The following is a 22,092-nucleotide window of genomic DNA, read 5'->3' on the forward strand; positions in this document are numbered from 1 at the left end:
CCTGTTTATCGAGTAGTTCAGGGCCTGCGGTTGGACAGCACCAGGCTCCCCGAGGCCGCGAAGAACATCCCCACGCCCTGCACGAACCCGATCTCCACGTCCGGCACCTGCGCGTCGGCCTCGCCCCTGAGCTGGCGGACGGACTCCTGGATGGCGAACATCCCGTACATCCCGGTGTGGGTATAACTGAGCCCGCCGCCGTTGGTGTTCATGGGCAGCGAGCCGCCCGGCCGGGTGTTGCCGTCGGCGATGAAGGCGCCCGACTCGCCGCGGCCGACGAAGCCGAGGTCTTCGAGCATGTACAGCGGTACGTGGGCGAAGGCGTCGTAGCACATCAGGTGGTCGATGTCCCCATGGCTCACCCCGGCCGTGGCGAACGCCTCCGCGCTGGAGCGCCGGAAGGCCAGGCTGGAGCCCGGGTCCTCCATCTGGGAGATCAGCACGCCTTCGGCCGACTCGCCCGACCCCAGCAGGTACACCGGGCGCCCGGGCAGATCGGCCGCCCGCTCGGCGCTGGTCAGCACCAGGGCGCCGCCGCCGTCGGTGACCACGCAGCACATGTCCTTGGTGAACGGGTAGGCGATCACCGGCCCGGCCAGCACCTCGTCCACCGTCACGATGTCGCGGCGCATGGCGCGCGGGTTCTTGGCCGCCCACTCCCGCTGGGCCACCACCACCTGGGCCAGGTCCTCCCGGCCCATGTCGCGCTCGTGCAGGAAGCGCAGGGCGGGCAGGGTGAAGGTGGCGTAGGGCAGCACCGCCCCGTACGGCATCTCGAACTGGCCCCCGGCGGAGGCCGCGTTCATGCCGTACTGGGGCACGCCCACGCGTGATCTGCCCGACTCACCGTGCGTGATGAGCACCACGTCGGCGGCCCCGGCCGCGATGGCGGCGGCGGCGTGCCGGACGTGCAGCATGAAGCTGCAGCCGCCGACCATGGTGCCGTCCAGCCAGCGCGGCGTGATGCCCAGGTGGTGGGAGACCTCCATGGCCAGCGGGCCGGCGGTGGCGATGCCGTCCACGTCCGCCGGTGTCAGGCCGGCGTCCTTGAGGGCGCGGCGCGCCGCCCGCGCGTGCAGCTCGATCATGGACACGTCGGGCAGTACGCCGACCTGCTCGGTCTCCGCCGCTCCGACGATCGCGACATCGCCTCCGTGCATGCTCATGCCGTCACTCCCTCCGGCTGGAAGACCGGCACGTCGTCCTGAAAGCAGACCTGTAGCCGCAGGTCCAGCGGCAGGTTCTCCGGTGTGGGCTCGACGCCCACGATGTTGGTCATGAGGCGTGGCCCCTCGTCCAGTTCGACCAGCGCGACCACCGGCGACAGTCCCTTCAGGCCCGGCATCGGCCGCTGGTTGATGACGTAGGACACGAGGCGCGCCCGGCCGGACACGGTCACCCAACGCACCTCCTGCGAGAAGCAGTAGCGGCAGGCCGGGCGCGGGTAGAAGTAGTGACGGCCGCAGGCGCCGCAGCGCTGCACCCGCAGCTCGCCTTGGCGGGCGCCTTCCCAGTACGGTGCCGTCTCCGGCGTGGGCTGCGGCTTCACCGCGACGCCCCCGTGAACACACCGCGGTCGATCACCACGGTGTCTCCCACCTTGGTGACGAACCGGCCGTCGTCCCAGATGTGCACGGCGAGCTCCTGTCCGGGCACCACCGGGGCGGCGAAGCGGGCCGACATCCCGCCGAACGCCGCCGGGTCCGAGTCGCACAGCGTGTGCAGCAGGGCCCGGCCGGTGAACCCGTACGTGCACAGCCCGTGCAGGATGGGTCGTTCGAAGCCGACGCGGGCGGCCAGCCACGGGTCGGAGTGCAAGGGGTTGCGGTCTCCGCTCAACCGGTACAGCAGCGCCTGGTCGGTGCGGGTCGGGTAGACGACGACGTGGTCGGCCGGGCGGTCGGGCCGCTCCCACGGGGCCGACTCGCCCCGCTCTCCGCCGAAACCGCCCTCGCCGCGGACGAAGATCCCGGTTCTGACCTCCACGACCGGCGCGCCGGTGTCGGCGTCGACGATCGTGGACTCCATGATGGCCAGCGCGCCGCTGCCCTTGTCGTAGATGCCCGCCACGCGGGCCTTCGAGCGCACCCGGCCGTCCACGGGCAGCGGGCCGGCCAGCCGGATCGACTGCTCGGCGTGCAGGATCTGCGCGAAGTCGAAGTCGCCCAGCTTGGGGCCGCCTCCGCCGCCGCCGAGCATGACGGCGAACGTGGGCAGCACCTGCTGGGCGATCCCGTGTGAGTTCTCGGTGGTGAAAGGCAGCTCGGCCAGCGGATCCTGCGCTCCGGCGCCGACTCCCAGGGCGTACAGGATGGCGTCCTTCGAGGTCCACGCGTGCTCGCCCGACTCCCAGGTCTGTCCGACGGCATCGAGGTTCATCGACATGTTCACTCCTTTCGCCCTCGAAATGTATATAGACGAAAGCCGTCTGTAAAGACGTTCCAGATCTTTATTCGGGACGGGGCTGGGCTGAGTCAGTCGACCAGGCCGGCGCGGTAGGCGGCGATGGCCACCTGTACGCGGTTCGTGACGGCGAGCTTGTCGAACAGATGGGAGATGTGGCTCTTGACCGTGGCCTCGCTCATGTTCAGGCGGGCCGCGATCTCGGCGTTGGAGCGGCCGAGCCCGACCTCGGTGAGCACCTCGCGCTCGCGGGCGGTCAGGGACTCCAGCAGGGCGAGCGCGTCACGGCGGCGCCGAATGGGCTGGTCGGTGGTGAGCCGGTGGATCAGCCGCCGGGTGACCCGCGGGGACAGCATCGAGTCGCCGCCGTGCGCGAGGCGGATCGCCCGGATCAGGTCGTGCGGCGAGGTGTCCTTGAGCAGGAACCCGCAGGCCCCGGCCTCCAGGGCGGTGAAGACGTGCTCGTCGCTGTCGAACGTGGTCAGGATGATCACCGCGGGTGCCCGGTCGAGCCGGCGGATGGCCCCGGTGGCGGCCAGGCCGTCGTACCGGGGCATCCTGATGTCCATCAGGACGACATCGGGCCCGAGGCGGCGGACCGCCTCGACGGCCTGGTTGCCGTCCTCGGCCTCGCCCACGATCTCCACGTCGGGTGCGGACTCGATGATGAACCGCAGCCCCGCGCGGATCAGCGACTCGTCGTCAACCAGCAGCGTCCTGATCATGTGATTCCCTCGGCGATGCGTCCGCGGCGTGCCACGGCAGCCGACCCTCAAGACGCCAGCCTCCCGCATCGTCGGGCCCGCCGCGCACCCTTCCGCCGATCAGCCGGAAGCGCTCCGCCAGGCCCACCAGACCGACCCCGGCGCCACTCCCCTGACTTGGCCGGCGCGATCGTCCGTTGGCGACCGCGATCGTGACGCCGTCTTCCCTGCTCCCGGTCGCCGTGACCGTGACCGGGGCCCCGTGGGCGTGCTTGTGCGCGTTGGTCAGGCCCTCCTGGACGAGGCGATGAGCGGCCCTGGCCGTCTCCGGCGGCCACGTGCCGATATCGCCGCGCAGGGTGACGGTTCCGCCGGCCGAGACCCAGGAGTCCACCAGCCGCCGCAGGTCGGGGAAGCCGTCGTCGTCATCGTCGGGCCCGGCGCGCAGCACGCCGAGGATCTTGCGCAGCTCATCGAGCGCCTCCTGCGCGCTGACCCTGATCAGTGCCGCCTCCCGCTCGACGCGCTCCGGCCCGGCGCTCGCGTTCACCTCCAGGCCGCCGGCGTGCAGCGAGATGAGCGTGACCTTGTGCGCGAGCACGTCGTGCATCTCCCGGGCGATCCGGCCGCGCTCGGCGGACCTCGCCTGCTCGTTGCGCAGCCGCTGCTCGGTCTCGGCGCGTTCGGCGCGCTCGCGCAGCGATCGGGTCAGCTCGCGGCGGGTGGCGGCGTACGCCCCTGCCACCAGCGTGACCCCGGTGGCGGTCACCGCCGAGATCAGCGCGTCCGTGCCCAACCGGCCGCCGTCCACCCACTGCTGGGCCAGGAACCCCGCCATGCCGATCACCGCCAGCGCCAGGAAACGCGTGCCCGCGCCGGAGAACAGGCTGATCAGCAGCGGCCCCGGGTTACCCGACAGCACGTACGCGCCCGCCCCGACGACGGCCACCGCGACCGGCCACCGGCCCCGGAACCACACCGCACCCGTGCCCGCCAGCCCGGCGGCGGCGATGACCGGCCGCGGCAGCGGCGCCCACGGCGTCTTGACCGCCAGGACGGTGAGGAACAGGCAGAGCGCCACGGAGGCCGCGCTGATCGCGTGTGGCCCAAGCGCGGCCGACCGCCGCGACGCCGCGCGGTACAACAGCATCGGTCCAGCGTAGCCAGGGCGGCGGCGCGCCACCTCATACCGGCGTCGGTGCCGGACGCCGGGCCGTCTCACACTTTCGTCGGAGACGGCTATGGCCGCGATGGCGATGCGGCCGCCCCCTCGCCGGCCGCACCGTGGATGGCCTCGACAGGGTGAGGAGCCGTCCCGTGTATGTCTTCCGTTCGATGCTCGTCGCGGTGTGCGCGGCGCTGACGATCCTCGTGCCGCGTCCCGCCGCGGCGGCTACCGATATTCCGGACGAACGTGCTCTGGCGGACTTCTTCGACGCCGCGATGGCGGACGGGCTGGCGGCCAATCACGTGCCGGGCGCGGTCGTCTCGGTGGTGGGCGGCGGGAAGATCCTCTTCAGCAAGGGGTACGGACTGGCCGACGTCGAGAACCGCAGGCCCTTCGACCCCGGCACCTCGATGGTCCGGATCGCCTCGATCACCAAGCTGTTCACCTGGACCGCGGTGATGCAGCAGGTCCAGCGGGGCAAGCTGGACCTGAAGGCGGACGTGAACCGCTACCTCACCGGGTTCCGGATCCCCGCGACCTACCCCCGGCCGATCACGCTGCAGGACCTGATGGACCACACGGCCGGATTCGAGGACCGCACGATCGGCGTGGGGGCGCGGAGCAAGGACGACGTGCCGCCCTTGGCGGACTATCTGGCTGGCAACATGCCCGCGCGGGTGCGCCCGCCCGGGGAGGTGTCGGCGTACTCGAACTATGGGGCGGCGCTGGCCGGATACATCGTCTCGCGGGTGAGCGGGCAGCCGTACGACGAGTACGTGCGCGACCACATCCTCGACCCGCTCGCGATGCGGCACAGCACGGCCGCCGAGCCCGTCCCCGCCCCCTTGGCCGCGGATCTGGCGCGCAGCTACGACTACGAGGGCGGGACGTACCGCCGCAAGCCGTTCGTCTTCGACAACCTCGCCCCCGACGGGTCGATCAGCGCCACCGCGAACGACATGGCCCGCTTCATGATCGCCCACCTGCGCGACGGACGCTTCGGCGACCAGCGCGTCCTCGACGAGCCCACGGCCCGGCTCATGCACCGGCGGACGTTCGCGGCCGATCCGCGCATCGACGGGTACGCCCATGGGTTCAAGGAGCAGACGCTCAACGGGCATCGCGTGATCATGCACGACGGCGGCTGGGAGCGCTTCGAGAGCGCGTTGCTGCTGGTGCCCGACGCCGACCTCGGCCTGTTCATCTCCACCAACAGTCCGGGCGGGACCGACGCCGCCGCCAAGATCATTCCTGCTTTCTTCGACCGCTTCCTGCCTGGAAAGCGCGCCGTGCCCGACGGCGGTGCTCCCGTCATGCCTGTCGAAGGCTTCTACAAGCCCACCCGGTCCGCCGAGTCCAGCATCGAGAAGGTGGTCGCCCTGACCGGCTCCACCCGGCTGCGGGCGGAGGGCGGGAAGCTCGCCTTCGGGGGTTCGACGTGGAGCCCGCTGGGGCCCGGGCTCTATCAGCAGGACGGCGGCACGCGGCGGCTGGCGCTGGTGACCGGCGGAAGCGGTGTCGCGTACGTGGCCACGGACGGCCCCGCCTACCAACGCGTCCCCTGGTGGGACACCCCGCCGGTCAACGTCGTCATCGTCCTGCTGTTCGCCGCCACCGCCCTGACCGCCGTGCTCGGCCTGCCGGTGGCCGGTGTGGTCCGCCTGGTCAAGAAGCGTCCCGTTCCGCGCGCCTGGCGCACCGGGCGCGTCCTGGCCGGGCTCGCCGCCGCGGCCGGGCTGGTGTTCGTGGTGCTGTTCACCCTGGTCCTGACCGGCGACACGAGCATCCTGTACGGCGTGCCGACCAACGTCCAGGTCCTCCTGGTGCTGCCGCTGCTGGTCCTCGCACTCACCATGGCCGCGATCGCCACCACCGTGAAGGCCTGGCGGCGCGCGGGCGTCCTGGCCCGCGGCCACCAGGTGGTCGTGCTGGCGGGACTGCTCGCCCTCCTCTGGTTCTGCCAGCACTGGAACCTGCTCGGCTGGCACCTGTGATCACTCGACCGCCGGGCTCAGCAGCCGCTGGACCGCCGTCAGGACCGCCGCTCACGCGCGAGCCGGGCCGCCTCCACCTTGGCCGCGTCGCGCTCGGGGTTCACCACCAGGGCGAACAGCAGTCCGCCCACGATGGCGATGCCGCCCATCAGCGCGAAGATCGTGGTGTAGCCCTCGCCGAGCGCACCTGTCGCCCGCGCGCTGTCGAGCACGCGGCCGGTGAGCAACGGGCCGCCGGCCGCCACGATGCCGGTCACGGCCAGGCCGATCGACAGGACGCTCCGCTGCTGGCTCACCGGCGCTATCTGCACGAGAGCCGGGTTGGTCATGGCGTTGACGGTCATGGCCAGCCCGTAGCCCAGCATCAGCAGGCCCATCGGGAACGCCACCCCGGAGGCGAGGGGCAGGGCCGCGAGGAAGACCCCGCCCAGCCCCAGCACCGCACCGCCCATCAGCCCTCGGGCGCGACGGGCCGTCGTCCCCCGCTTGAGCAGCCGATCGCTCCAGGCGCCGCACCCGTACAGGAACACCATGGCGGCGATGCTCGGTACGCCGAACAACGAGCCCGCCGTCACCGCGGAGAACCCAAGGCCCACCTGGAAGTAGGAGGGCAGCCAGGTGAGGACCACGATCGCGATCATCGCCGCGGCGCTGTTGGCGAGCACGAAGCCGGCGAAGGTGCCGGTCAGCAGGATGGCGCGGATGGGCGCACGCGGTCCGGGCGCCGCCGGAGCCTCCGGCCGCGCTTTGGTGCTGACCGCCTGGCCGTAGGGCCCTTCCCGCCCGACGAACAGCCAGCCCACGGCCCAGGCCAGGCCGAGGATGGCGACGGCGAGGAACCCCGCCTCCCAGCTGAAGGCCGCGATGATGAGCGCCAGCGGCGGGGCGAAGAGCAGCTTGCCGAACGAGGCCCCGGTCGTCAGCAGCGCTGTGGGCAGGCCGCGCCGTTCGTTGGGCCACCAGCTGTACGCGGTCGCGTACGCCGTCGGCGTCGCGGGCCCCTCGGCCAGGCCGAGCAGGAACCGCGTTGCCAGAAGCAGCCCTCCGGACGCGGCGAAGAAGACGGGCAGCTGGAGCAGGCACCAGATGAGGACGACGGTGAAGAGGGTCGTCTTGACGGGCAGCCTGTCGGCCACCAGCGCGTACAGGAACACCGAGAGCGGGCCGAGCAGGCCCGCGGCACTGCTGATGGCCCCGAACTCGGCCGCCGTGAGCCCCAGGTCGGCCATGGCCGGCTGGGCGACGAGCCCCAGGATCGCCTTGTCGAGGTACGCGATCAGCATGACGCCGACCAGCATCACCGTCATGCCCCAGGCCACGACTGGACGGGCTTTGCCCGCCGTGGCCGGTGCGGCGATCGGTTCGGGCTGCAAGGGGACGCTCTCGCTCACCATGATGGGTTCCTTCCGGGGGGCCGAAGGAGAAATGGGGGAAGTGAACCGGGCCGTCCGCTCTCGAGAATGCGGAGGTCCGAGTTGGCGACTTGGTACGTGAGAGGGGGATCGGGCTGCTTCGGCAGCCGGGCTGCGGCTTCGGGGGAGCTCCGCGATGGAGCTGCTCTCGGAAGCGGCGTGGGGAGAGATAGGTGGAGCCGCGGTTAATTTAGACGAAACACGTCTGCAATAAGCAAGCTAGGTCGTCTCCCCAGCGGTGTCAATGGCAGCGGCAGCGCCCGTTCGGCGGCGGGCGCGCGGTCGATCTTTAGCCCGATCTTGACGGGAAGTGGCCGGTCAGAGGTCAAGTATGAGCGCGGGGCCTACGCGCCGGTGGGCCAGTACTCGTCCTTCAGCAACCGCTTGTAGAGCTTGCCCGTGGGGTGGCGCGGGAGCTCCACGCGGAAGTCCACCGACTTGGGGCACTTGTAGTGGGCCAGTCGCGCCCGGCAATACTCGATCAGCTCCGCCTCCAGCTCCGGCCCCGCCTCGGCCATCGACGCCGGCTGCACCACGGCCTTGACCTGCTCGCCCATCTCCTCGTCCGGCACTCCGAAGACGGCCACGTCGGCGACCTTCGGATGCAGGCACAGGATGTTCTCCGCCTCCTGCGGGTAGATGTTCACGCCGCCCGAGATGATCATGTACGAGCGGCGGTCCGTGAGGTAGAGGAAGCCGTCGGCGTCCAGGTAGCCGATGTCGCCGAGCGTGGTCCAGCCTCTCCCCTGAGGATCCTGGACGGAGCGGGTCTTGTCGGGGTCGCCGTGGTATTCGAAGCGGGTGGAGCTGTCGAAGTAGATCGTGCCGTGTTCGCCGGTCGGCAGTTCATTGCCGTCCTCGTCGCAGACGCGCACGGTGCCGAGCAGCGAGCGGCCGACGGTGCCCCGGTGCTCCAGCCAGTCCTGCGAGCCGGTGTAGAGGAAGCCGTTGCCCTCGGTGCCCGCGTAGTACTCGTGGATGATCGGGCCCCACCAGGCGATCATCTGCTCCTTGACGGGGATGGGGCAGGGGGCGGCGGCGTGGATGGCGCACTGCAGGGACGACAGGTCGTACTTTTTCCGGAGCTCGGCGGGCAGTTTGAGCATCTTGATGAACATGGTCGGGACGAGCTGCGAATGCGTCACCCGGTACTTCTCGACCAGCTCCAGATAGCGTTCGGGATCGAAGCGCTCCATCACCACGATCGTCGCGCCGAGCCGCTGGAAGGTCAGGCAGTAGCGCAGCGGCGCGGCGTGGTAGAGCGGCGCGGGCGACAGATAGACGCTGTCGGCCGTCGGCGCGAACAGGCCCTGGACGAGCTGGAGCAGCAGGTTCGGCTCCGTCAGCGGCGTACGCGACAGAGGGGGCTTGACACCCTTGGGCCTGCCGGTGGTGCCGGAGGAGTAGAGCATGTCGGAGCCCTGGCACTCGTCGGCGATCGGTGTGACCGGCTGACCCGCCACCGCCTGCTCATAGGAGTCGTAGCCCTCGGCGGCGCCGTCCAGCATCAGGCGCAGCTCGACGCCGGGCGTCACGGCGGTGACCGAGGTGGCGACCTCCGCCAGGCTCGCGTCCGAGATGAACACCCGGGCGCCGCAGTTGTTCACAATGTACGCGAGCTCGTCGGTGCCCAGCCGGGAGCTGATCGCCGTGTAGTACAGGCCCGACCGCTGCGCCGCCCAGGCGATGGCCAGGAAGAGCGGATGGTTGGGGAGCATGAAGGCGACGTGGTCACCCGGCCGCAGCCCGGCGGCGCGGAACAGGTGGGCCAGCCGGTTCGACTCCTCGTCCAGCTGCCGGTAGGTGACGACCTGGCCGGAGCCGGCCATGATCACAGCGGGCTTGTCGGGGGTGACTGCTGCGATGGCTCCCGGGTACATGACCGAACACTATTCGGGAATGTGCGCGCAATGCCAGCGATCATCATCAAAAGCCCGGTGAATACGGCGAAGCCGCGATCTCAGCGTCGAGATCGCGGCTCCCCGTTCTGCTCAGGCGGCGTGATACACGTCCTGCCACCCGGAGTGGAACCCTGTCGGTCCGTGCCGGTTGCCTCTGCTCACGTCCACAAAGATGTGGGCCGCGTCCTTACCCGAGAAGGAGAACTCCTCGGGGTGCCTGCCGCACGTGGAGAAGGACTTGAACGACGTGTGACCGTCGCTGCCGACGACCTTGAAGGTCTCCCACGCGCACTTGTCGCGGCCCCACCACTTGTAGTTGGTGAGAGTGCTGTCGACGGTGAAGAAGTAGCTGAACCGCCACTCCCACACGCGCTTCTTGATCTTCTTGACGACGAACTCGCAGTGCTTCTTGTGCGTCTTCTTGTCGAAGGTGCACACCTTCGTCTTGACGAAGAACGTCTTCCAGTGCCAGAACTTGAACCGCTTCTTGTCCACGCTCACGTGGCCTTCCGCCTTGGCCTTGTGATCGCTGGAGAAGTAGGGTCCCCAGCTCGCGTCGTAGAAGCTCGACGAGGTCGTGGCTGGAGTGGCGGTGGTGACGGTGGTGGCAGTGGCCGCTGCCGGTGCGCCGATGGCCACCACTGTGGTGGCTGCGACGCCGATCAGGATTCGCGAAACGAATCGCACGAGGGCCTCCTCGGGAGAGGTATTGCTGACCCAGCCTTCGTACGTCCGACCGATTGCCACGCACTTTCAACCGACTTAACGCCACAGGTAGCGGGATAAGACGCTTTTCCCGATCTTTCCCCGACCTTTCAGGATTTATCGGTTATTATCCGGCGGCGATCACGGAACCGGCGTACTTCTGCTTGATGAAATCCTTCACCTTCGGGTCCTGAAGGAGCTTGCCCAAGGTCACGATATTCGCGTCCTTTTCATGCCCAGCGGCCACAACCAGCCCATTGACGTACGGGTTCCCCTCGGCCTTCTCCAGCACCAGGGCTTGCGAAGCGGGCTTGAGGCCCGCCTCGATGGCGTAGTTGCCGTTGATGACCGCGGCGTCGACGTCGTCCAGCGAGCGAGGCAGCTGCGCGGCCTCCAGCGGCTTGAACACCAGGTTCTTCGGGTTGTCGGTCACGTCACGCTCGGTCGCCGCGGTGCCGGCGCCGTCCTTGAGCTTGACCACGCCGTTGTCGGCGAGCAGCTTGAGGGCGCGGCCCAGGTTCGTGGCGTCGTTGGGCACGGCCACGGTGGCGCCCTGCGGCAGGGCGGCCAGAGCGGTCACCTTCTTGGAGTACAGCCCCAGCGGCTCAAGATGCACCGGCGCCACGAAGCTCAGCTTGGTGCCCTTGGAGGCGTTGAAGTCGTCCAGGTAGGGCTTGTGCTGGAAGAAGTTCGCGTCCAGCTGGCCCTCACTGAGCTGTACGTTCGGCTGCACGTAGTCCGTGAACTCCACGATGTCCAGCTTCAGCCCGGCCGCGGGGGCCAGGTTCTGCTTGACGAAGTTCAGGATCTCGGCGTGCGGGACCGGGCTGGCGCCCACCTTCAGCACGGTGTCGGCCGACTCGGCGGTCTTGCTGGTCGCTCCCTGCGACGTTCCGCATGCGGCGAGCAACAGGGCAAGGGCAATAGCGCCCACAATGGTCCGAAATTTCATTATTTTTCCTTACTTATGCGATAGCCGACGGGCGACCAGGTCGCCCAGGCTCTGGATCAGCTGCACCAGCACGACGAGCAGCACGACAGTGACGATCATGAGCAGGGTCTCGAACCGCTGGTACCCGTACCTGACGGCGAGGTCCCCCAGCCCGCCCCCGCCGATGGTCCCGGCCATGGCGGAGTAGCCGATGAGCGCGACGACGGTGACGGTCACCGCGGCGACGAGGCCGGGCAGCGCCTCGGGCAGCAGCACCTTGCGCACGATCGTCGTACGCCCGGCACCCATGGCCTGGGCCGCCTGCACCACGTCGGCGCCCACCTCGCGCAGCGCCGTCTCCACCAGCCTGGCGAAGAACGGCACCGCCCCCACCGTGAGCGGCACGACCACGGCCGCCGTGCCGATGGTGGTGCCCACGACGAGCCGGGTGAAGGGGATGATGGCGATCATCAGCACGATGAACGGCAGCGACCGCCCCACGTTCACCACGACGCCCAGCACCGACTTCAACGCCGGCACCGGCCGCAGCCCGCCTCGATCGAACACCACGAGCGCCACGCCCAGCGGCAGCCCGAACAGCACCGTGAAGAGGGTCGACCAGCCGACCATCTGCGCGGTCTGCCCGGCCGCCTCCCAGAGCAACGGCCCCATCTCATCCCAGGTCATGCCGACTCCTCCCCCGAAAACCACGCGCCTCTCCCCGGAAGCCCACGGGCCGGGGTCTCCCCCGAAGATCCGCGGACCGGGTCATCCTCTGAAAACCGCGAATCGGGGTCTTGCCTGGAAAACCACGGATCGGGGCCAAGAAGACGCACGTCACGGAGCTCAGCCACCTCCACCGGAGGAGCGTGTCCCTGGACAGACGCCCGCCCCGTGCGGCGGGTGGGGCCCACCGTGCTGTGCCGTACAAGAAGAATGGTCATGAAACCAGCACCCCCCGCGAGCGCAGGAAGTCCAGCGCGCCGGCCTCCTCGCCCCCCGAGAAGGACACCCGCAGGCGCCCCACGGCGCCACCCGCGAGGTCCTCGATCGAGCCGCCCAGGATGTTCACGTCCACGTCGAACTTGCGCACGACCTCCGACACCACCGCCTGCCGCGGGTCGCCCGTGAAGGTGAGCGTGACCGAGCCCGCGGGCGCCGGTTCGGGCAGCGGGAAGATCTCGCGCGTCAGCCGCGATCCAGGCGTCCTGATCAGGTCGGCGATCGTGCCCGACTCCTCGACGCGGCCGTCCGACATGATGGCGACCGAGTCGCAGACGCTCTTGACCACGTTCATCTCGTGGGTGATCAGCAGGATCGTCAGGCCGAGCTCGGTGTTGAGCCGCTTGAGCAGGGCCAGGATCGACTGCGTGGTGGCCGGGTCGAGCGCCGAGGTGGCCTCGTCCGACAGCAGGACCGACGGGTTGCCCGCGAGCGCCCTGGCGATGCCGACGCGCTGCTTCTGCCCGCCCGAGAGCTGGTTCGGGCGGTCGCCGCCCCGGCCGCCGAGGCCGACCAGGTCGAGGAGCTCGGCGACGCGGCGCTCCCGCTCGGCCCTGGGCACGCCCATGACCTCCAGCGGGAAGGCGACGTTCCCGGCGACCGTGCGCGAGGAGAGCAGCGCGAAGTGCTGGTGGATCATGCCGATGCGCTGCCTGGCGCGGTTGAGCTCGCCGCTGCGCAGCGCGGTCAGGTCCTGTCCGGCGACGGTGACGGTGCCCGCGGTGGGGCGTTCGAGCAGGTTGACGCAGCGCAGGAGGGTGCTCTTGCCCGCGCCGCTCTGACCGAGCACGCCGTAGATCTCGCCTTCGCGTACGTGTATGTCGACGCCGTCGAGAGCGACGGTGTTCCCGTACACCTTGCGCAGGCCGGACGCCTGAATCACGAAAAATCCCCACCACTAAGAGCGGCAGCACGCCGCTGGAATCGACATCAACATCGTTGGAGGGCCCGCGGGCGGGCGGTCTAACGGGTGCCGGGGTGGAAGGGCAGGTGGCTCAACCTGCGCAGCACGAAACTGGGAGTAAGCAGCATGGTGACCTTCGAGGAGGGACGGCTGGCTAGCGGACCTGGCAGCCCATGGCGGACATTCGCCCCATACAGCAACATCCGGCGCCGCTGCGGGCGCTCTGGTCTGTCACGTATGCCTCGTTCACGCCATTGTTAACGGCCTGATGACTTCCCGCTATTCCCTACTTCCTCGGTGACCTGCGTCACGACGCTCCAGCTGTGCGCCGGGACGACGGCCGGATCGGTCACGCCGTGCCGCGGCTCGGCCGGGTCGGCCCGGCCGATCGGGAAGTGGTGCGGCTGGTCACCGAGGTTCAGCAGCGTGACGATCTCCGTCCCGTCGCCGCCGCCGTCGCGCGGGCGGGAGCGGAGGGCAACGGCCGTGTTGGTCAGGTGCTCGGCGGTGGTACGGGCTCTGACCAGCCACGGGTGGCGCCTGCGCAGGCCGATGAGCCGCTGGTGCAGCCGGTAGACCTCGATCCCGTCCGGGGCGAGACCCCCGGGCTCCGCCGGGAACTCCGGCCTGATCGCGTCGTCACCACCCGCCCGCTCCTCCTTCAGCCCCTGGAACGCCTGCTCGTCGCCGTAATAGACGCTCGGCAGGCCACCGACGGTGAAGAGCACGGCCAGGGCGTGGCCGAGGTGGAGGGGGTTCTCGAGCCGGGTGGCGAGCCTGGTGACGTCGTGGTTCCCGACGAAGGTGAGGGGGATGAAGGTGTCCAGCAACCCGTCGTGGCGATCGAGGGCCCAGGCCAGCTCGAAGAGGTTCCGATCGTTCAGGGAGCTCCAGATGGCCTTCCACAGCTCGTACTGGGTGACGGAGTCGAGCCCCGACTCGGCGACATATCCGGCATAGTCGCCGTGGATCATCTCCCCGCCGAACCACGCCTCCGGGTGCCGCGCCCGCACCCCGGGCAGCACCTCCCGCCAGAACGACGCCGGCACGGCATAGGCCGCGTCGAGCCGCCAACCCGCCGCGCCACGATCGAGCCAGTGGTTCAGTACGGCGGCGACGTGGTCTCGCACCGCCGGTTCGGTGTGGTCGAGCGCGACAAGCCCCGGATGCCCTTCGAACACCTCGTAGCCATCGGGCCCCCTCTTGAACCATCGCTCGTCCGCCTGGAACGACCGGCCGACGTGGTTGAACACGCCGTCGAGGATGATCCGGAGCCCGCGCCGCCGCGCCTGGGCGACGAGGGAGTCGAAGTCGGCGTCGTCACCGAGGCGCGGGTCGATCCTGAAGTGATCGACGGTGTCGTAGCCGTGGGTCTCGGCGGCGAAGATCGGCCCGAGTTGCAACCCCGAACAGCCGAGCTCCACGGCATAGTCCAGCCACGCCTCCAGGTGACGCAGCCGGTGCCGCACACCCGGCTGGGCAGTGGCCGGGGCTCCGGTGAAACCGAGCGGGTAGACCTGCCACCAGATCGCATGGTCAGTCCACGATGGCACGTACGCTCCTCTCCCGGCGTACTGTCCAGGGTAGATAGCCGATCCCCAGGGCCAGCACGCAGCCTATGGCCGTGTCCGCCAGCCGGTACCCGATCGTGGCGGGGGCCACTCTCGCGCCGCCCTCCATGAGCAGCAGGACGAGTGGCGTCATGACGGTCGCGTACAAGGTGTACTGGCGGTCCTTGAGCACCGGGCGGACCGCGGCCAGTACCGCGACGAGCAGCACGAACAGCCACGACGGCGGCACCCACAGCAGCACGGCGGACCCGGCCAGCACTCCGGCGGCGGTGCCCGCGGCCCGCTCGATCGCCCGCCGCAAGGCACCGTCCAGTTGCCGCCTGACCACGATCACGACGGTGACGGCGATCCAGGAGGCGTTCGGCTGCGGCCAGACGAGGCCGACGACCTCGGCGGCGGCCAGGCAGGTGGTCAGGCGGATGGGGTACTGCCAGCCGCGCACGGTCCCGAGCGTCCGCCACCAGCGCTTCAGAAGCGCTCTGCTCGTGGGCGCGGGGCCCGTCCGCTCCTCCTGGGGTGGCCGTCGCGTCCGGCCGTCCAGCGCGGTGGGCGGGGCGGTGGCTGGCGCGGTCGGCAGCGCGGTGGGCAGTGCCGTGACGAGGGCCGTGACCAGCAGGCCCCAGAGCGCCCCTTCGGCGAGCAGTACGGCGGCGGCGACGGGAGCGGCGCCCTGGGCGCCCAAACCGGTCGTGATGACCATGAAGACGATGAAGCGCGTGGCGTGCTCGGCCATGTGACGGCTCATCCCACCCACCACCGCCACCACGGCAGCGACGAGCACGACGGTCACCGCCGTGATCCATCCGTGCCCACCGGCGACGACACCGACGAGCCCCGCCCCGGTCGTGGCCACCAGTGCGTAACCTGCGCGCACTACCACCCGGCCTCGGCGCATGGTCGGGTGGCCTCCGCGCGCCGGCCCCTCGGCCGAGGAAGCGTCTCTGACGGCCACGCCGTCGGCGGGTACGGCGACGCCGTCGGCGCGTGTCGTGCCCACCGAGCCTCCGCCCACGGAGACTCCGCCCACCAACGCCCGGCCTCCGCTCAGGGAAACCCCGCTCACGGCGAGGGCGCCGATGGCGGCCAGCGCGCCGAGGGCGGGATGTCCGGCGGCGACGCCCCACGCGACCGGCCCGCCGAGCCCCAGCGCGGCGGCGATCATACGTCGCGTCTCGATCCCCACGTCGCCACCTCCCGACGCGGGAGCCTAGCACCATCTATACGCATTGCGTAGTAAATAACACGTGAATACCAAGCAGAGGCGGGCATTTAGTAAGTGCTAACGTAATAATCATGGACGACGAGGAACTACGAGCCACTGCCGTGTCACTCCGCCGCGCAGCCGTCGGCCTGGCGCGGCGCCTGCGCGAGGAGCGCCCCGCGCACGGCCTCGGCGCCCTGGCCCTCTCGCTGCTGGGCCACCTGCACCGGCGCGGCGCCATGACCGCCGGAGAGCTGGCATCGGCCGAACACCTGCAACCACAGTCCGTCACCCGCGTCCTGGCCGCGCTGGACGAGCAGGGCCTGATCCGCCGCTCCCGCGACGAGGACGACCGCCGCCGGCACCACATCGTCCTCACCGAACGCGGCACCGCGATCCTCACCGAGCAGGCCGGCACCACGGACGTGTGGCTGGCCCAGGCGATGGCACAGCGGCTCACCCCGGCGGAGTGCCGCATCCTGGCCGTGGCCGCCGACCTGCTCGACCAGCTGCACGCCTCCACCGCCCGATCAGACCAGCCGCACCCCTCTACCCCCCGGCCAAAGGACAGGACTGATCAGGTGTCTAGCGTCTTCAACTCTCTGTGTTTACCTGAGTAAAACGGACATCAGCGCAGCCTCGTCGCTTTCCGACCGAGGTCGGGAGGCGATCCGGCGGAAGCCGATGCCGCGTCCGTCCAGCGAGCCGGGCGGACCGTGGTTGAGAGCCGCGTTGTCGGGGCCTGACTCCGCATTCCCAGATGGGGTGCGGCTCTTGGGCCACCGCCCCGCCGGACGCTGTCCCGTTGGTGCGAACACCAATGGGGGCGGGGACCGAGCGTCAGTCAGGCACCCGACTGTTGCTGAACATTACCATATGATTACTTTCAGTAGTGGTCTATCGGAAGCTTCGATCACAGTTCTTCTGGCGGACCACAGGTTGGCGTAGCGAGCGCTGGCAACGGTTCATACCCTCTAAGTCGGGCGTAGGCCGCGGGTGGCATGCCGACCGCGGCGGTGAAGTCGCGGGTCAGGTGCGCCTGGTCGGTGTAGCCGAGTTCGGTGGCCAGCGTGGCGAGATCGAGACCCTGGTAGACGCGCTCCGCGGCCTCGTGCAGCCGGAAACGGCGGATCACCCACTTAGGGCCGATACCGACATAGTCTCGGAACAACCGCTGCAGCGAGCGCACCGACCGCCCCGAGTTGGCCGCCAGCTCGTCGACCCTGGTCATGGACACGTCGTCCTCCACCATCGCCACCAGCGCCGCGACCTCCTCGGCCAGCGGATCCGGCTCCGGCCCCACACTCAGCAGGAACGTCTCGATGAGCGCTATGGCGGCCCCGGAGTCGGGCTCTGCCAGGACCCGCTCGACCAAGGTCGCGCCCGCCGCACCGTACATCTCGCCGATCTCCACGAAGCGGCCGGTCAGCTCGGAAACCGGGCCGTCGAGGAACGGCCGGAAGCCGCCGGGGCGGAAGCGCGTGCCGAGCACCCGGCCGCTGCCCCGCATCGTGTACGAGAACCCGCCCCTGATCACTCCCGCGATCCGGTGGAAGTCCTGGGTGATGGTCATGTTCACGGTGGGATGGGAGACGATGCGCTGTTCGTACGGCTCGGGGAGGTCGGTCCAGGTGACGACCCAGAAGTGCTCCACATACGCCGAAATTTCGGGTGATGGCGCCTGGCGGGCGAAATCGAAGGCTTTGAGTCCCGCGTACGGGTCGACCCAGCCGCGCTGTCGCGTTTCTACAAGCCGCGCCTGCGGTGGGCGGGGCACCATGGCTGCCATGGACGACATGATGCCCCTGATGACGCGTGCCACCGAACGTACCTCGGGATTGGTGGCCGCGGTTCGAGAGGAACAGCTCGGGTCTCCGACGCCGTGCGCGAAGTTCGACGTCAAAGAGCTGATCAACCACCTGGAGTGGGTGGCGGAGATGTTCGAGTCGCTGGCGCGCAAGGGACCGCGCCTGGAGCAGGGGCCCTACGCGGGCGACTTCCCCGAGCGAGCGGAACGCACACTCACCGCCTGGTCACGGCGCGAGGCGTGGGAGGGGGCCAGCCCCGACATGGGTATGCCGATGACCGCGCTGGCCCACATGTACCTGATCGACCTGGTGGTGCACGGCTGGGACCTGGCCAGGGCCACCGGTCAGGAGTACGAGCCGGAGCCCGAGGCCGTCTCGCGGGCGCTGGACTTCACCGACCGGATGGTGGAGATGGGCCGGCAACGTGGCGTCTTCGGGCCGCCGGTGGCGGTGCCGGACGACGCCCCGGCGTTCGACCGCCTGCTCGGCCTCATCGGCCGCGATCCGGCCTGGACACCGTGATCTTCGGTTAGACGTGATCTTCGGTTAGCCGGGGTCTGTGGTCGGTCGGGGTCTATGGGCGGTCGGGGGCTGCGACTGGTCGGCGGTCTGCGGCCGGTCAGGGGGCCCGCGATTGGTCGGCGGTCTGCGGTTGGTCGGCGGTCTGCGGTTGGAGGGTCGGCCACGCTACGCGTTCGCGTCAGTCATCCGGCGGTAGGGGTCGCGCAGCGGGGTGACGCGTTCGGCGAAGTCGGCCTTGATCCTGGCCATGCGCGGCCCGGGGGCGTAGAAGCGGCCCTTGGTCTCGCCGTACGGCTGGAGCCAGCCCTTGGCGGCGAGGTCGCGCAGGTCGCGGGCGGCCTGGCCCTGACTGAGCCCTTCGTCGGCCTGGTAGCGGCTCCTGCGCAGACGCCTGTTGACGAACACCTCGTAGAGGGCGGAGACGGTCCGGCTGTTGAGACCGTCGGCGTCGACCTGCTCCTCCAGCAGCATCCAGATCTCCCCAGCCTCGCCGAGACGCTGGAGGACCCGCTGGGCCTGCATGTGATGCGCCTTCAAGCAGAAGCGCACCCACGGCAACGTCTCCCCGTGAGGGCTCCATCGCCGCCCGCCGACCTGGCCGAGCACGTCGTAGTAGTCGATGGTGGCGCGCTGCTGGCCGAGCCACTCCTCGATGGAGGAGAACTCCGGCAGCGTGATCTGGTCCCGGCCCAGAACGAGCGTCTGCAGCGCGCGGGACATCCGGCCGTTGCCGTCACGCCAGGGGTGGATCTTGACCAGGTTGAAGTGGGCCATGGCCGCCCGGACATAACTGGGGCAATCCTGGTCGCCGTCATTGAGCCACGCGACCAACTCGTCCATCGCCCCCGGCACCAGGTCGGCGTCGGGGCCTTCGTAGACCACCTCGCCCGACTCGGAATCCCGGATGTAGATCCCGCCCGGCCGGATCACGCCTGGCGTCTTGTTGCGATGGTGGCCGATCATCATGAAGTTGAGTGCGTTGAGCACGCCCACGTCGAATCGGAAGACCTGCGCCCGCGACAACGCCTGGATATAGGTCAGCGCCTGCTGGTAGCCCGCGATCTCCCGGGTCACCGACGCCGACGTCTCCAGGGGCTCCTCCCCCGCCATGATCGACTCGATGTCCTCGACGCTGGCCCGGTAGCCCTCAATCGAGTTGGACCCCTGGATGGCCCGCGCTCGCAACTGCCTGCGCAGTTGCCCGTCCCAACGGTGCGTCTCGGCCAGGCGATATTTCAGCTCGCGCCGCATGTCCTCGATCTCCGCGAGCGCGGCCTTGTCGGCGGCTTCCAGCGCGGGCGTGCCGTACAGCATGAAGCCAGGAAAGCATGCGCGAATCATTCAGTCAAACGAACGGATGATTCGCCCAAAAAGCCAAAAGCCCCGCCGTACCGAAGTACGACGGGGCAGATGGGTTATAGGTCAGGCCGCGACCGTGGAGGCGACCTGAGCCGGCGTCAGGGCGATGTCGAGGACCTCGCGCACGTCGCTGACCGGGTGGATCGTCAGCTCGTTGCGCACCTCCTCGGGCACGTCGTCCAGGTCCGGCTCGTTGCGGGCCGGGATGAGGACCGTCGTGATGCCCGCCCGGTGCGCCGCCAGCAGCTTCTGCTTGACGCCGCCGATCGGCAGCACCCGCCCGGTGAGGGAGATCTCACCGGTCATGGCCACGTCACCGCGTACCGTACGACCGGACAGGAGCGAGGCCAGCGCGGTCGTCAGCGTCACGCCCGCCGAAGGGCCGTCCTTGGGCACGGCGCCCGCGGGGAAGTGGACGTGGACCGAGCGGTCCTTGAACGCGGTGACCGGCAGCTCCAGCTCCGCGCCGTGCGAGCGCAGGTAGGAGAGCGCGATCCGGGCCGACTCCTTCATCACGTCGCCGAGCTGGCCGGTGAGCGTGAGCCCGGTCTCGCCGGTCTCCGGCTCGGCCAGCGACGCCTCGACGTAGAGGACGTCGCCGCCCGCGCCGGTGACCGCCAGGCCGGTCGCCACGCCGGGCACCGAGGTGCGCTGGGTGGCCTCCGGCAGCGACGACTCCGGCACGAACCTGGGGCGGCCGATGTAACCGACCAGGTCCTCCTCGCCGACTGTGACGGGCAGCTCGTTCTTGGCCGCGACCTTGCGCAGGATGCGGGCGACCGAGCGCTCCAGGGACCGTACGCCGGCCTCCCGGGTGTATTCGGCGGCCAGCCGGCGCAGCGCCGCGTCCTCGACGCCCACCTCTTCGGCGGTCAGACCGGCGAGGTCGAGCTGCCGGGGCAGCAGGTGGTCACGGGCGATCGCGACCTTCTCGTCCTCGGTGTAGCCGTCGAGCGTGACGACCTCCATGCGGTCGAGCAGCGGCCCGGGGATGGCCTCCAGGACGTTGGCCGTCGCCAGGAACAGTACGTCGGACAGGTCCAGCTCGACCTCGAGGTAGTGGTCGCGGAACGTGTGGTTCTGCGCCGGGTCGAGCACTTCGAGCAGGGCCGCCGTCGGGTCGCCGCGGTAGTCGGCGCCGACCTTGTCGACCTCGTCGAGCAGGACTACCGGGTTCATGGACCCGGCCTCGCGGATGGCGCGGACGATGCGGCCGGGCAGCGCGCCGACGTAGGTGCGCCGGTGACCGCGGATCTCCGCCTCGTCACGGACGCCGCCGAGCGCGACGCGGACGAACTTGCGGCCCATCGCCCGTGCGACGGACTCGCCCAGTGAGGTCTTGCCCACTCCGGGAGGCCCGGCGAGCGCGAGTACGGCGCCGCTGCGACGGCCGCCCACCACGCCGAAACCCTTGTCCTGGCGACGCTTGCGCACGGCCAGGTGCTCGATGACGCGGTCCTTCACGTCGGCGAGGCCGGTGTGGTCGGCGTCCAGCACCGCACGGGCGCCGGTGATGTCGTAGTTGTCCTCGGTCCGCTCGTTCCAGGGCAGGTCGAGAACGGTGTCGAGCCACGTACGGATCCAGCCGGTCTCGGGAGACTGGTCGGACGTACGCTCCAGCTTGTCGACCTCCTTGAGCGCGGCCTCGCGCACCTTCTCCGGCAGGTCGGCGGCCTCGACGCGAGCCCGATAGTCCTCTTCCTCGGTCTCGGTGGAGTCGCCGTTGAGCTCCTTGAGCTCCTTGCGGACCGCGGCGAGCTGCTGGCGCAGCAGGAACTCACGCTGCTGCTTGTCCATGCCCTCCTGGACGTCCTTGCGGATCGTCTCGGCGACATCGAGCTCGGCCAGGTGCTCACGCGACCACTCGACCAGCCTGGCCAGCCGCTCGGCCGGGTCGGCGGCCTCCAGCAGCTCGACCTTCTGGGCCGTGGTCAGCCAAGGCGTGTAGCCGGAGCTGTCGGCCAGCACCGACGGGTCGTCGATCTGGTTGACCTGGTCGACCACCTGCCAGGCGCCGCGCTTCTGCAGGATCGTGGTGGCCAGGGCCTTGTACTCCTTGGCCAGCTCCTGGGCGCGCTCACCGGCGGCGACGGTGTCGATCGTGATGGCCTCCACCCAAAGGGCGGCGCCGGGGCCGGTCGTGCCGGTGCCGACGCGCACGCGGTCGACGCCGCGCACCACGGCGGCGGGCTCGCCTCCGGGCAGCCTCCCGACCTGCTCGACAACGGCCTGCACGCCGACAGCGCCGTAACGGCCGTCGATCCGGGGAACGAGAAGGACCCGCGGCTTGTTACCACCGGATGCCTGAGCCGCGTCAATGGCAGCCCGCACCTCGGAGTCGGACAGGTCCAGCGGAACCACCATGCCCGGCAGGACGACCTCGTCGTCCAGCGGCAGGACCGGGAGGATCAAGCTCTCACTCATACGAACTCCAAAGGGTTGAGTTATATGGACTCAAGTCATTAGAGCCCGGCATTGTTCCCAGGCTTGCCGATGTTCGCTCACGG

Annotated in this window: 19 protein-coding genes; 3 read left to right on the top strand and 16 right to left on the bottom strand. The window is 69.8% G+C overall.

Annotation, left to right across the window (positions count from 1 at the left end):
- Positions 1-17: 17 nt before the first annotated feature.
- The 5 genes from ACQP2T_RS37120 to ACQP2T_RS37140 form a co-directional block, all read right to left on the bottom strand.
- Entirely contained in the window at positions 18-1,166 is a 1,149-nt protein-coding gene (locus tag ACQP2T_RS37120; protein WP_433509557.1) for a thiolase C-terminal domain-containing protein, read from the bottom strand.
- Positions 1,163-1,549 carry a Zn-ribbon domain-containing OB-fold protein gene (locus ACQP2T_RS37125; protein WP_433509558.1) on the bottom strand — a complete coding sequence of 129 codons (387 nt, stop codon included), beginning with the start codon at positions 1,547-1,549 and terminating at the stop codon, positions 1,163-1,165. The genes ACQP2T_RS37120 and ACQP2T_RS37125 overlap by 4 nt, the downstream gene beginning before the upstream one ends.
- Positions 1,546-2,385, bottom strand: coding sequence for a MaoC/PaaZ C-terminal domain-containing protein (locus ACQP2T_RS37130; protein WP_433509559.1), 840 nt, complete (start codon positions 2,383-2,385; stop codon positions 1,546-1,548). The genes ACQP2T_RS37125 and ACQP2T_RS37130 overlap by 4 nt, the downstream gene beginning before the upstream one ends.
- An 89-nt stretch (positions 2,386-2,474) precedes the next feature.
- On the bottom strand, positions 2,475-3,128 hold the full coding sequence (locus ACQP2T_RS37135) for a response regulator (RefSeq protein WP_433509560.1): 654 nt from the start codon (positions 3,126-3,128) through the stop codon (positions 2,475-2,477).
- Positions 3,106-4,257: a sensor histidine kinase gene (locus ACQP2T_RS37140; protein ID WP_433509561.1), complete on the bottom strand. Its 1,152-nt coding sequence runs from the start codon at positions 4,255-4,257 to the stop codon at positions 3,106-3,108. Before ACQP2T_RS37140 ends, ACQP2T_RS37135 begins: the two co-directional genes overlap by 23 nt.
- Positions 4,258-4,424: 167 nt before the next feature.
- Between ACQP2T_RS37140 and ACQP2T_RS37145 the strand changes: the two genes are divergently transcribed.
- Positions 4,425-6,269, top strand: coding sequence for a serine hydrolase domain-containing protein (locus tag ACQP2T_RS37145; RefSeq protein WP_433509562.1), 1,845 nt, complete (start codon positions 4,425-4,427; stop codon positions 6,267-6,269).
- Positions 6,270-6,307: 38 nt separating this feature from the next.
- On the opposite strand, the gene ACQP2T_RS37150 is transcribed toward ACQP2T_RS37145, so the two are convergent.
- The 8 genes from ACQP2T_RS37150 to ACQP2T_RS37185 form a co-directional block, all read right to left on the bottom strand.
- On the bottom strand, positions 6,308-7,663 hold the full coding sequence (locus ACQP2T_RS37150; RefSeq protein ID WP_433509563.1) for an MFS transporter: 1,356 nt from the start codon (positions 7,661-7,663) through the stop codon (positions 6,308-6,310).
- 362 nt (positions 7,664-8,025) lie between these two features.
- Positions 8,026-9,561 carry an AMP-binding protein gene (locus ACQP2T_RS37155; RefSeq protein WP_433509564.1) on the bottom strand — a complete coding sequence of 512 codons (1,536 nt, stop codon included), beginning with the start codon at positions 9,559-9,561 and terminating at the stop codon, positions 8,026-8,028.
- A gap of 111 nt (positions 9,562-9,672) precedes the next feature.
- Positions 9,673-10,269 carry a hypothetical protein gene (locus ACQP2T_RS37160; protein ID WP_433509565.1) on the bottom strand — a complete coding sequence of 199 codons (597 nt, stop codon included), beginning with the start codon at positions 10,267-10,269 and terminating at the stop codon, positions 9,673-9,675.
- A 145-nt stretch (positions 10,270-10,414) separates the two neighbouring features.
- The gene (locus ACQP2T_RS37165; protein ID WP_433509566.1) at positions 10,415-11,239 is read right to left on the bottom strand and encodes a MetQ/NlpA family ABC transporter substrate-binding protein; all 825 of its coding nucleotides are present in this window, start codon (positions 11,237-11,239) and stop codon (positions 10,415-10,417) included.
- A gap of 9 nt (positions 11,240-11,248) precedes the next feature.
- Positions 11,249-11,905, bottom strand: a complete 657-nt coding sequence (locus ACQP2T_RS37170; RefSeq protein ID WP_358197364.1) for a methionine ABC transporter permease — start codon at positions 11,903-11,905, stop codon at positions 11,249-11,251.
- 253 nt (positions 11,906-12,158) lie between these two features.
- Positions 12,159-13,103: a methionine ABC transporter ATP-binding protein gene (locus ACQP2T_RS37175; RefSeq protein WP_358197367.1), complete on the bottom strand. Its 945-nt coding sequence runs from the start codon at positions 13,101-13,103 to the stop codon at positions 12,159-12,161.
- A 278-nt stretch (positions 13,104-13,381) separates the two neighbouring features.
- On the bottom strand, positions 13,382-14,677 hold the full coding sequence (locus tag ACQP2T_RS37180) for an alpha-amylase family glycosyl hydrolase (protein ID WP_433509567.1): 1,296 nt from the start codon (positions 14,675-14,677) through the stop codon (positions 13,382-13,384).
- A complete protein-coding gene (locus ACQP2T_RS37185) occupies positions 14,661-15,878 on the bottom strand; it encodes an FUSC family protein (protein ID WP_433509568.1) in 1,218 nt (405 codons plus the stop codon). The genes ACQP2T_RS37180 and ACQP2T_RS37185 overlap by 17 nt, the downstream gene beginning before the upstream one ends.
- A gap of 110 nt (positions 15,879-15,988) precedes the next feature.
- Here ACQP2T_RS37185 and ACQP2T_RS37190 point away from each other — a divergent pair, with 110 nt between their 5' ends.
- Positions 15,989-16,516 carry a MarR family winged helix-turn-helix transcriptional regulator gene (locus tag ACQP2T_RS37190; protein ID WP_433509569.1) on the top strand — a complete coding sequence of 176 codons (528 nt, stop codon included), beginning with the start codon at positions 15,989-15,991 and terminating at the stop codon, positions 16,514-16,516.
- 293 nt (positions 16,517-16,809) lie between these two features.
- On the opposite strand, the gene ACQP2T_RS37195 is transcribed toward ACQP2T_RS37190, so the two are convergent.
- A complete protein-coding gene (locus tag ACQP2T_RS37195; protein ID WP_433509570.1) occupies positions 16,810-17,685 on the bottom strand; it encodes an AraC family transcriptional regulator in 876 nt (291 codons plus the stop codon).
- Here ACQP2T_RS37195 and ACQP2T_RS37200 point away from each other — a divergent pair.
- Positions 17,684-18,226, top strand: a complete 543-nt coding sequence (locus ACQP2T_RS37200) for a TIGR03086 family metal-binding protein (RefSeq protein ID WP_433509571.1) — start codon at positions 17,684-17,686, stop codon at positions 18,224-18,226. The two genes, ACQP2T_RS37195 and ACQP2T_RS37200, sit on opposite strands and share 2 nt — an antisense overlap.
- A 165-nt stretch (positions 18,227-18,391) precedes the next feature.
- Here the strand turns inward: ACQP2T_RS37200 and ACQP2T_RS37205 are convergent, their stop codons facing one another.
- Complete coding sequence (locus tag ACQP2T_RS37205) at positions 18,392-19,540, bottom strand: Fic family protein (protein ID WP_433509572.1); 1,149 nt, start codon at positions 19,538-19,540, stop codon at positions 18,392-18,394.
- Between the two features lie 108 nt (positions 19,541-19,648).
- On the bottom strand, positions 19,649-22,009 hold the full coding sequence (lon, locus tag ACQP2T_RS37210; protein WP_433509573.1) for an endopeptidase La: 2,361 nt from the start codon (positions 22,007-22,009) through the stop codon (positions 19,649-19,651).
- Positions 22,010-22,092 lie beyond the last annotated feature (83 nt).

The sequence above is a fragment of the Nonomuraea sp. CA-143628 genome (genome assembly GCF_050942315.1).
Classification (GTDB): Bacteria; Actinomycetota; Actinomycetes; order Streptosporangiales; family Streptosporangiaceae; genus Nonomuraea.

Coding starts and splice junctions, on each gene's coding strand:
- ACQP2T_RS37195 (WP_433509570.1), bottom strand. CDS start 17,685: ATGGCAGCCATGGTGCCCCGCCCACCGCAGGCGCGGCTTGTAGAAACG.
- ACQP2T_RS37170 (WP_358197364.1), bottom strand. CDS start 11,905: ATGACCTGGGATGAGATGGGGCCGTTGCTCTGGGAGGCGGCCGGGCAG.
- ACQP2T_RS37150 (WP_433509563.1), bottom strand. CDS start 7,663: ATGGTGAGCGAGAGCGTCCCCTTGCAGCCCGAACCGATCGCCGCACCG.
- ACQP2T_RS37200 (WP_433509571.1), top strand. CDS start 17,684: ATGGACGACATGATGCCCCTGATGACGCGTGCCACCGAACGTACCTCG.
- ACQP2T_RS37155 (WP_433509564.1), bottom strand. CDS start 9,561: ATGTACCCGGGAGCCATCGCAGCAGTCACCCCCGACAAGCCCGCTGTG.
- ACQP2T_RS37165 (WP_433509566.1), bottom strand. CDS start 11,239: ATGAAATTTCGGACCATTGTGGGCGCTATTGCCCTTGCCCTGTTGCTC.
- ACQP2T_RS37130 (WP_433509559.1), bottom strand. CDS start 2,385: ATGTCGATGAACCTCGATGCCGTCGGACAGACCTGGGAGTCGGGCGAG.
- ACQP2T_RS37190 (WP_433509569.1), top strand. CDS start 15,989: ATGGACGACGAGGAACTACGAGCCACTGCCGTGTCACTCCGCCGCGCA.
- ACQP2T_RS37205 (WP_433509572.1), bottom strand. CDS start 19,540: ATGCTGTACGGCACGCCCGCGCTGGAAGCCGCCGACAAGGCCGCGCTC.
- lon (WP_433509573.1), bottom strand. CDS start 22,009: ATGAGTGAGAGCTTGATCCTCCCGGTCCTGCCGCTGGACGACGAGGTC.
- ACQP2T_RS37120 (WP_433509557.1), bottom strand. CDS start 1,166: ATGAGCATGCACGGAGGCGATGTCGCGATCGTCGGAGCGGCGGAGACC.
- ACQP2T_RS37135 (WP_433509560.1), bottom strand. CDS start 3,128: ATGATCAGGACGCTGCTGGTTGACGACGAGTCGCTGATCCGCGCGGGG.
- ACQP2T_RS37140 (WP_433509561.1), bottom strand. CDS start 4,257: ATGCTGTTGTACCGCGCGGCGTCGCGGCGGTCGGCCGCGCTTGGGCCA.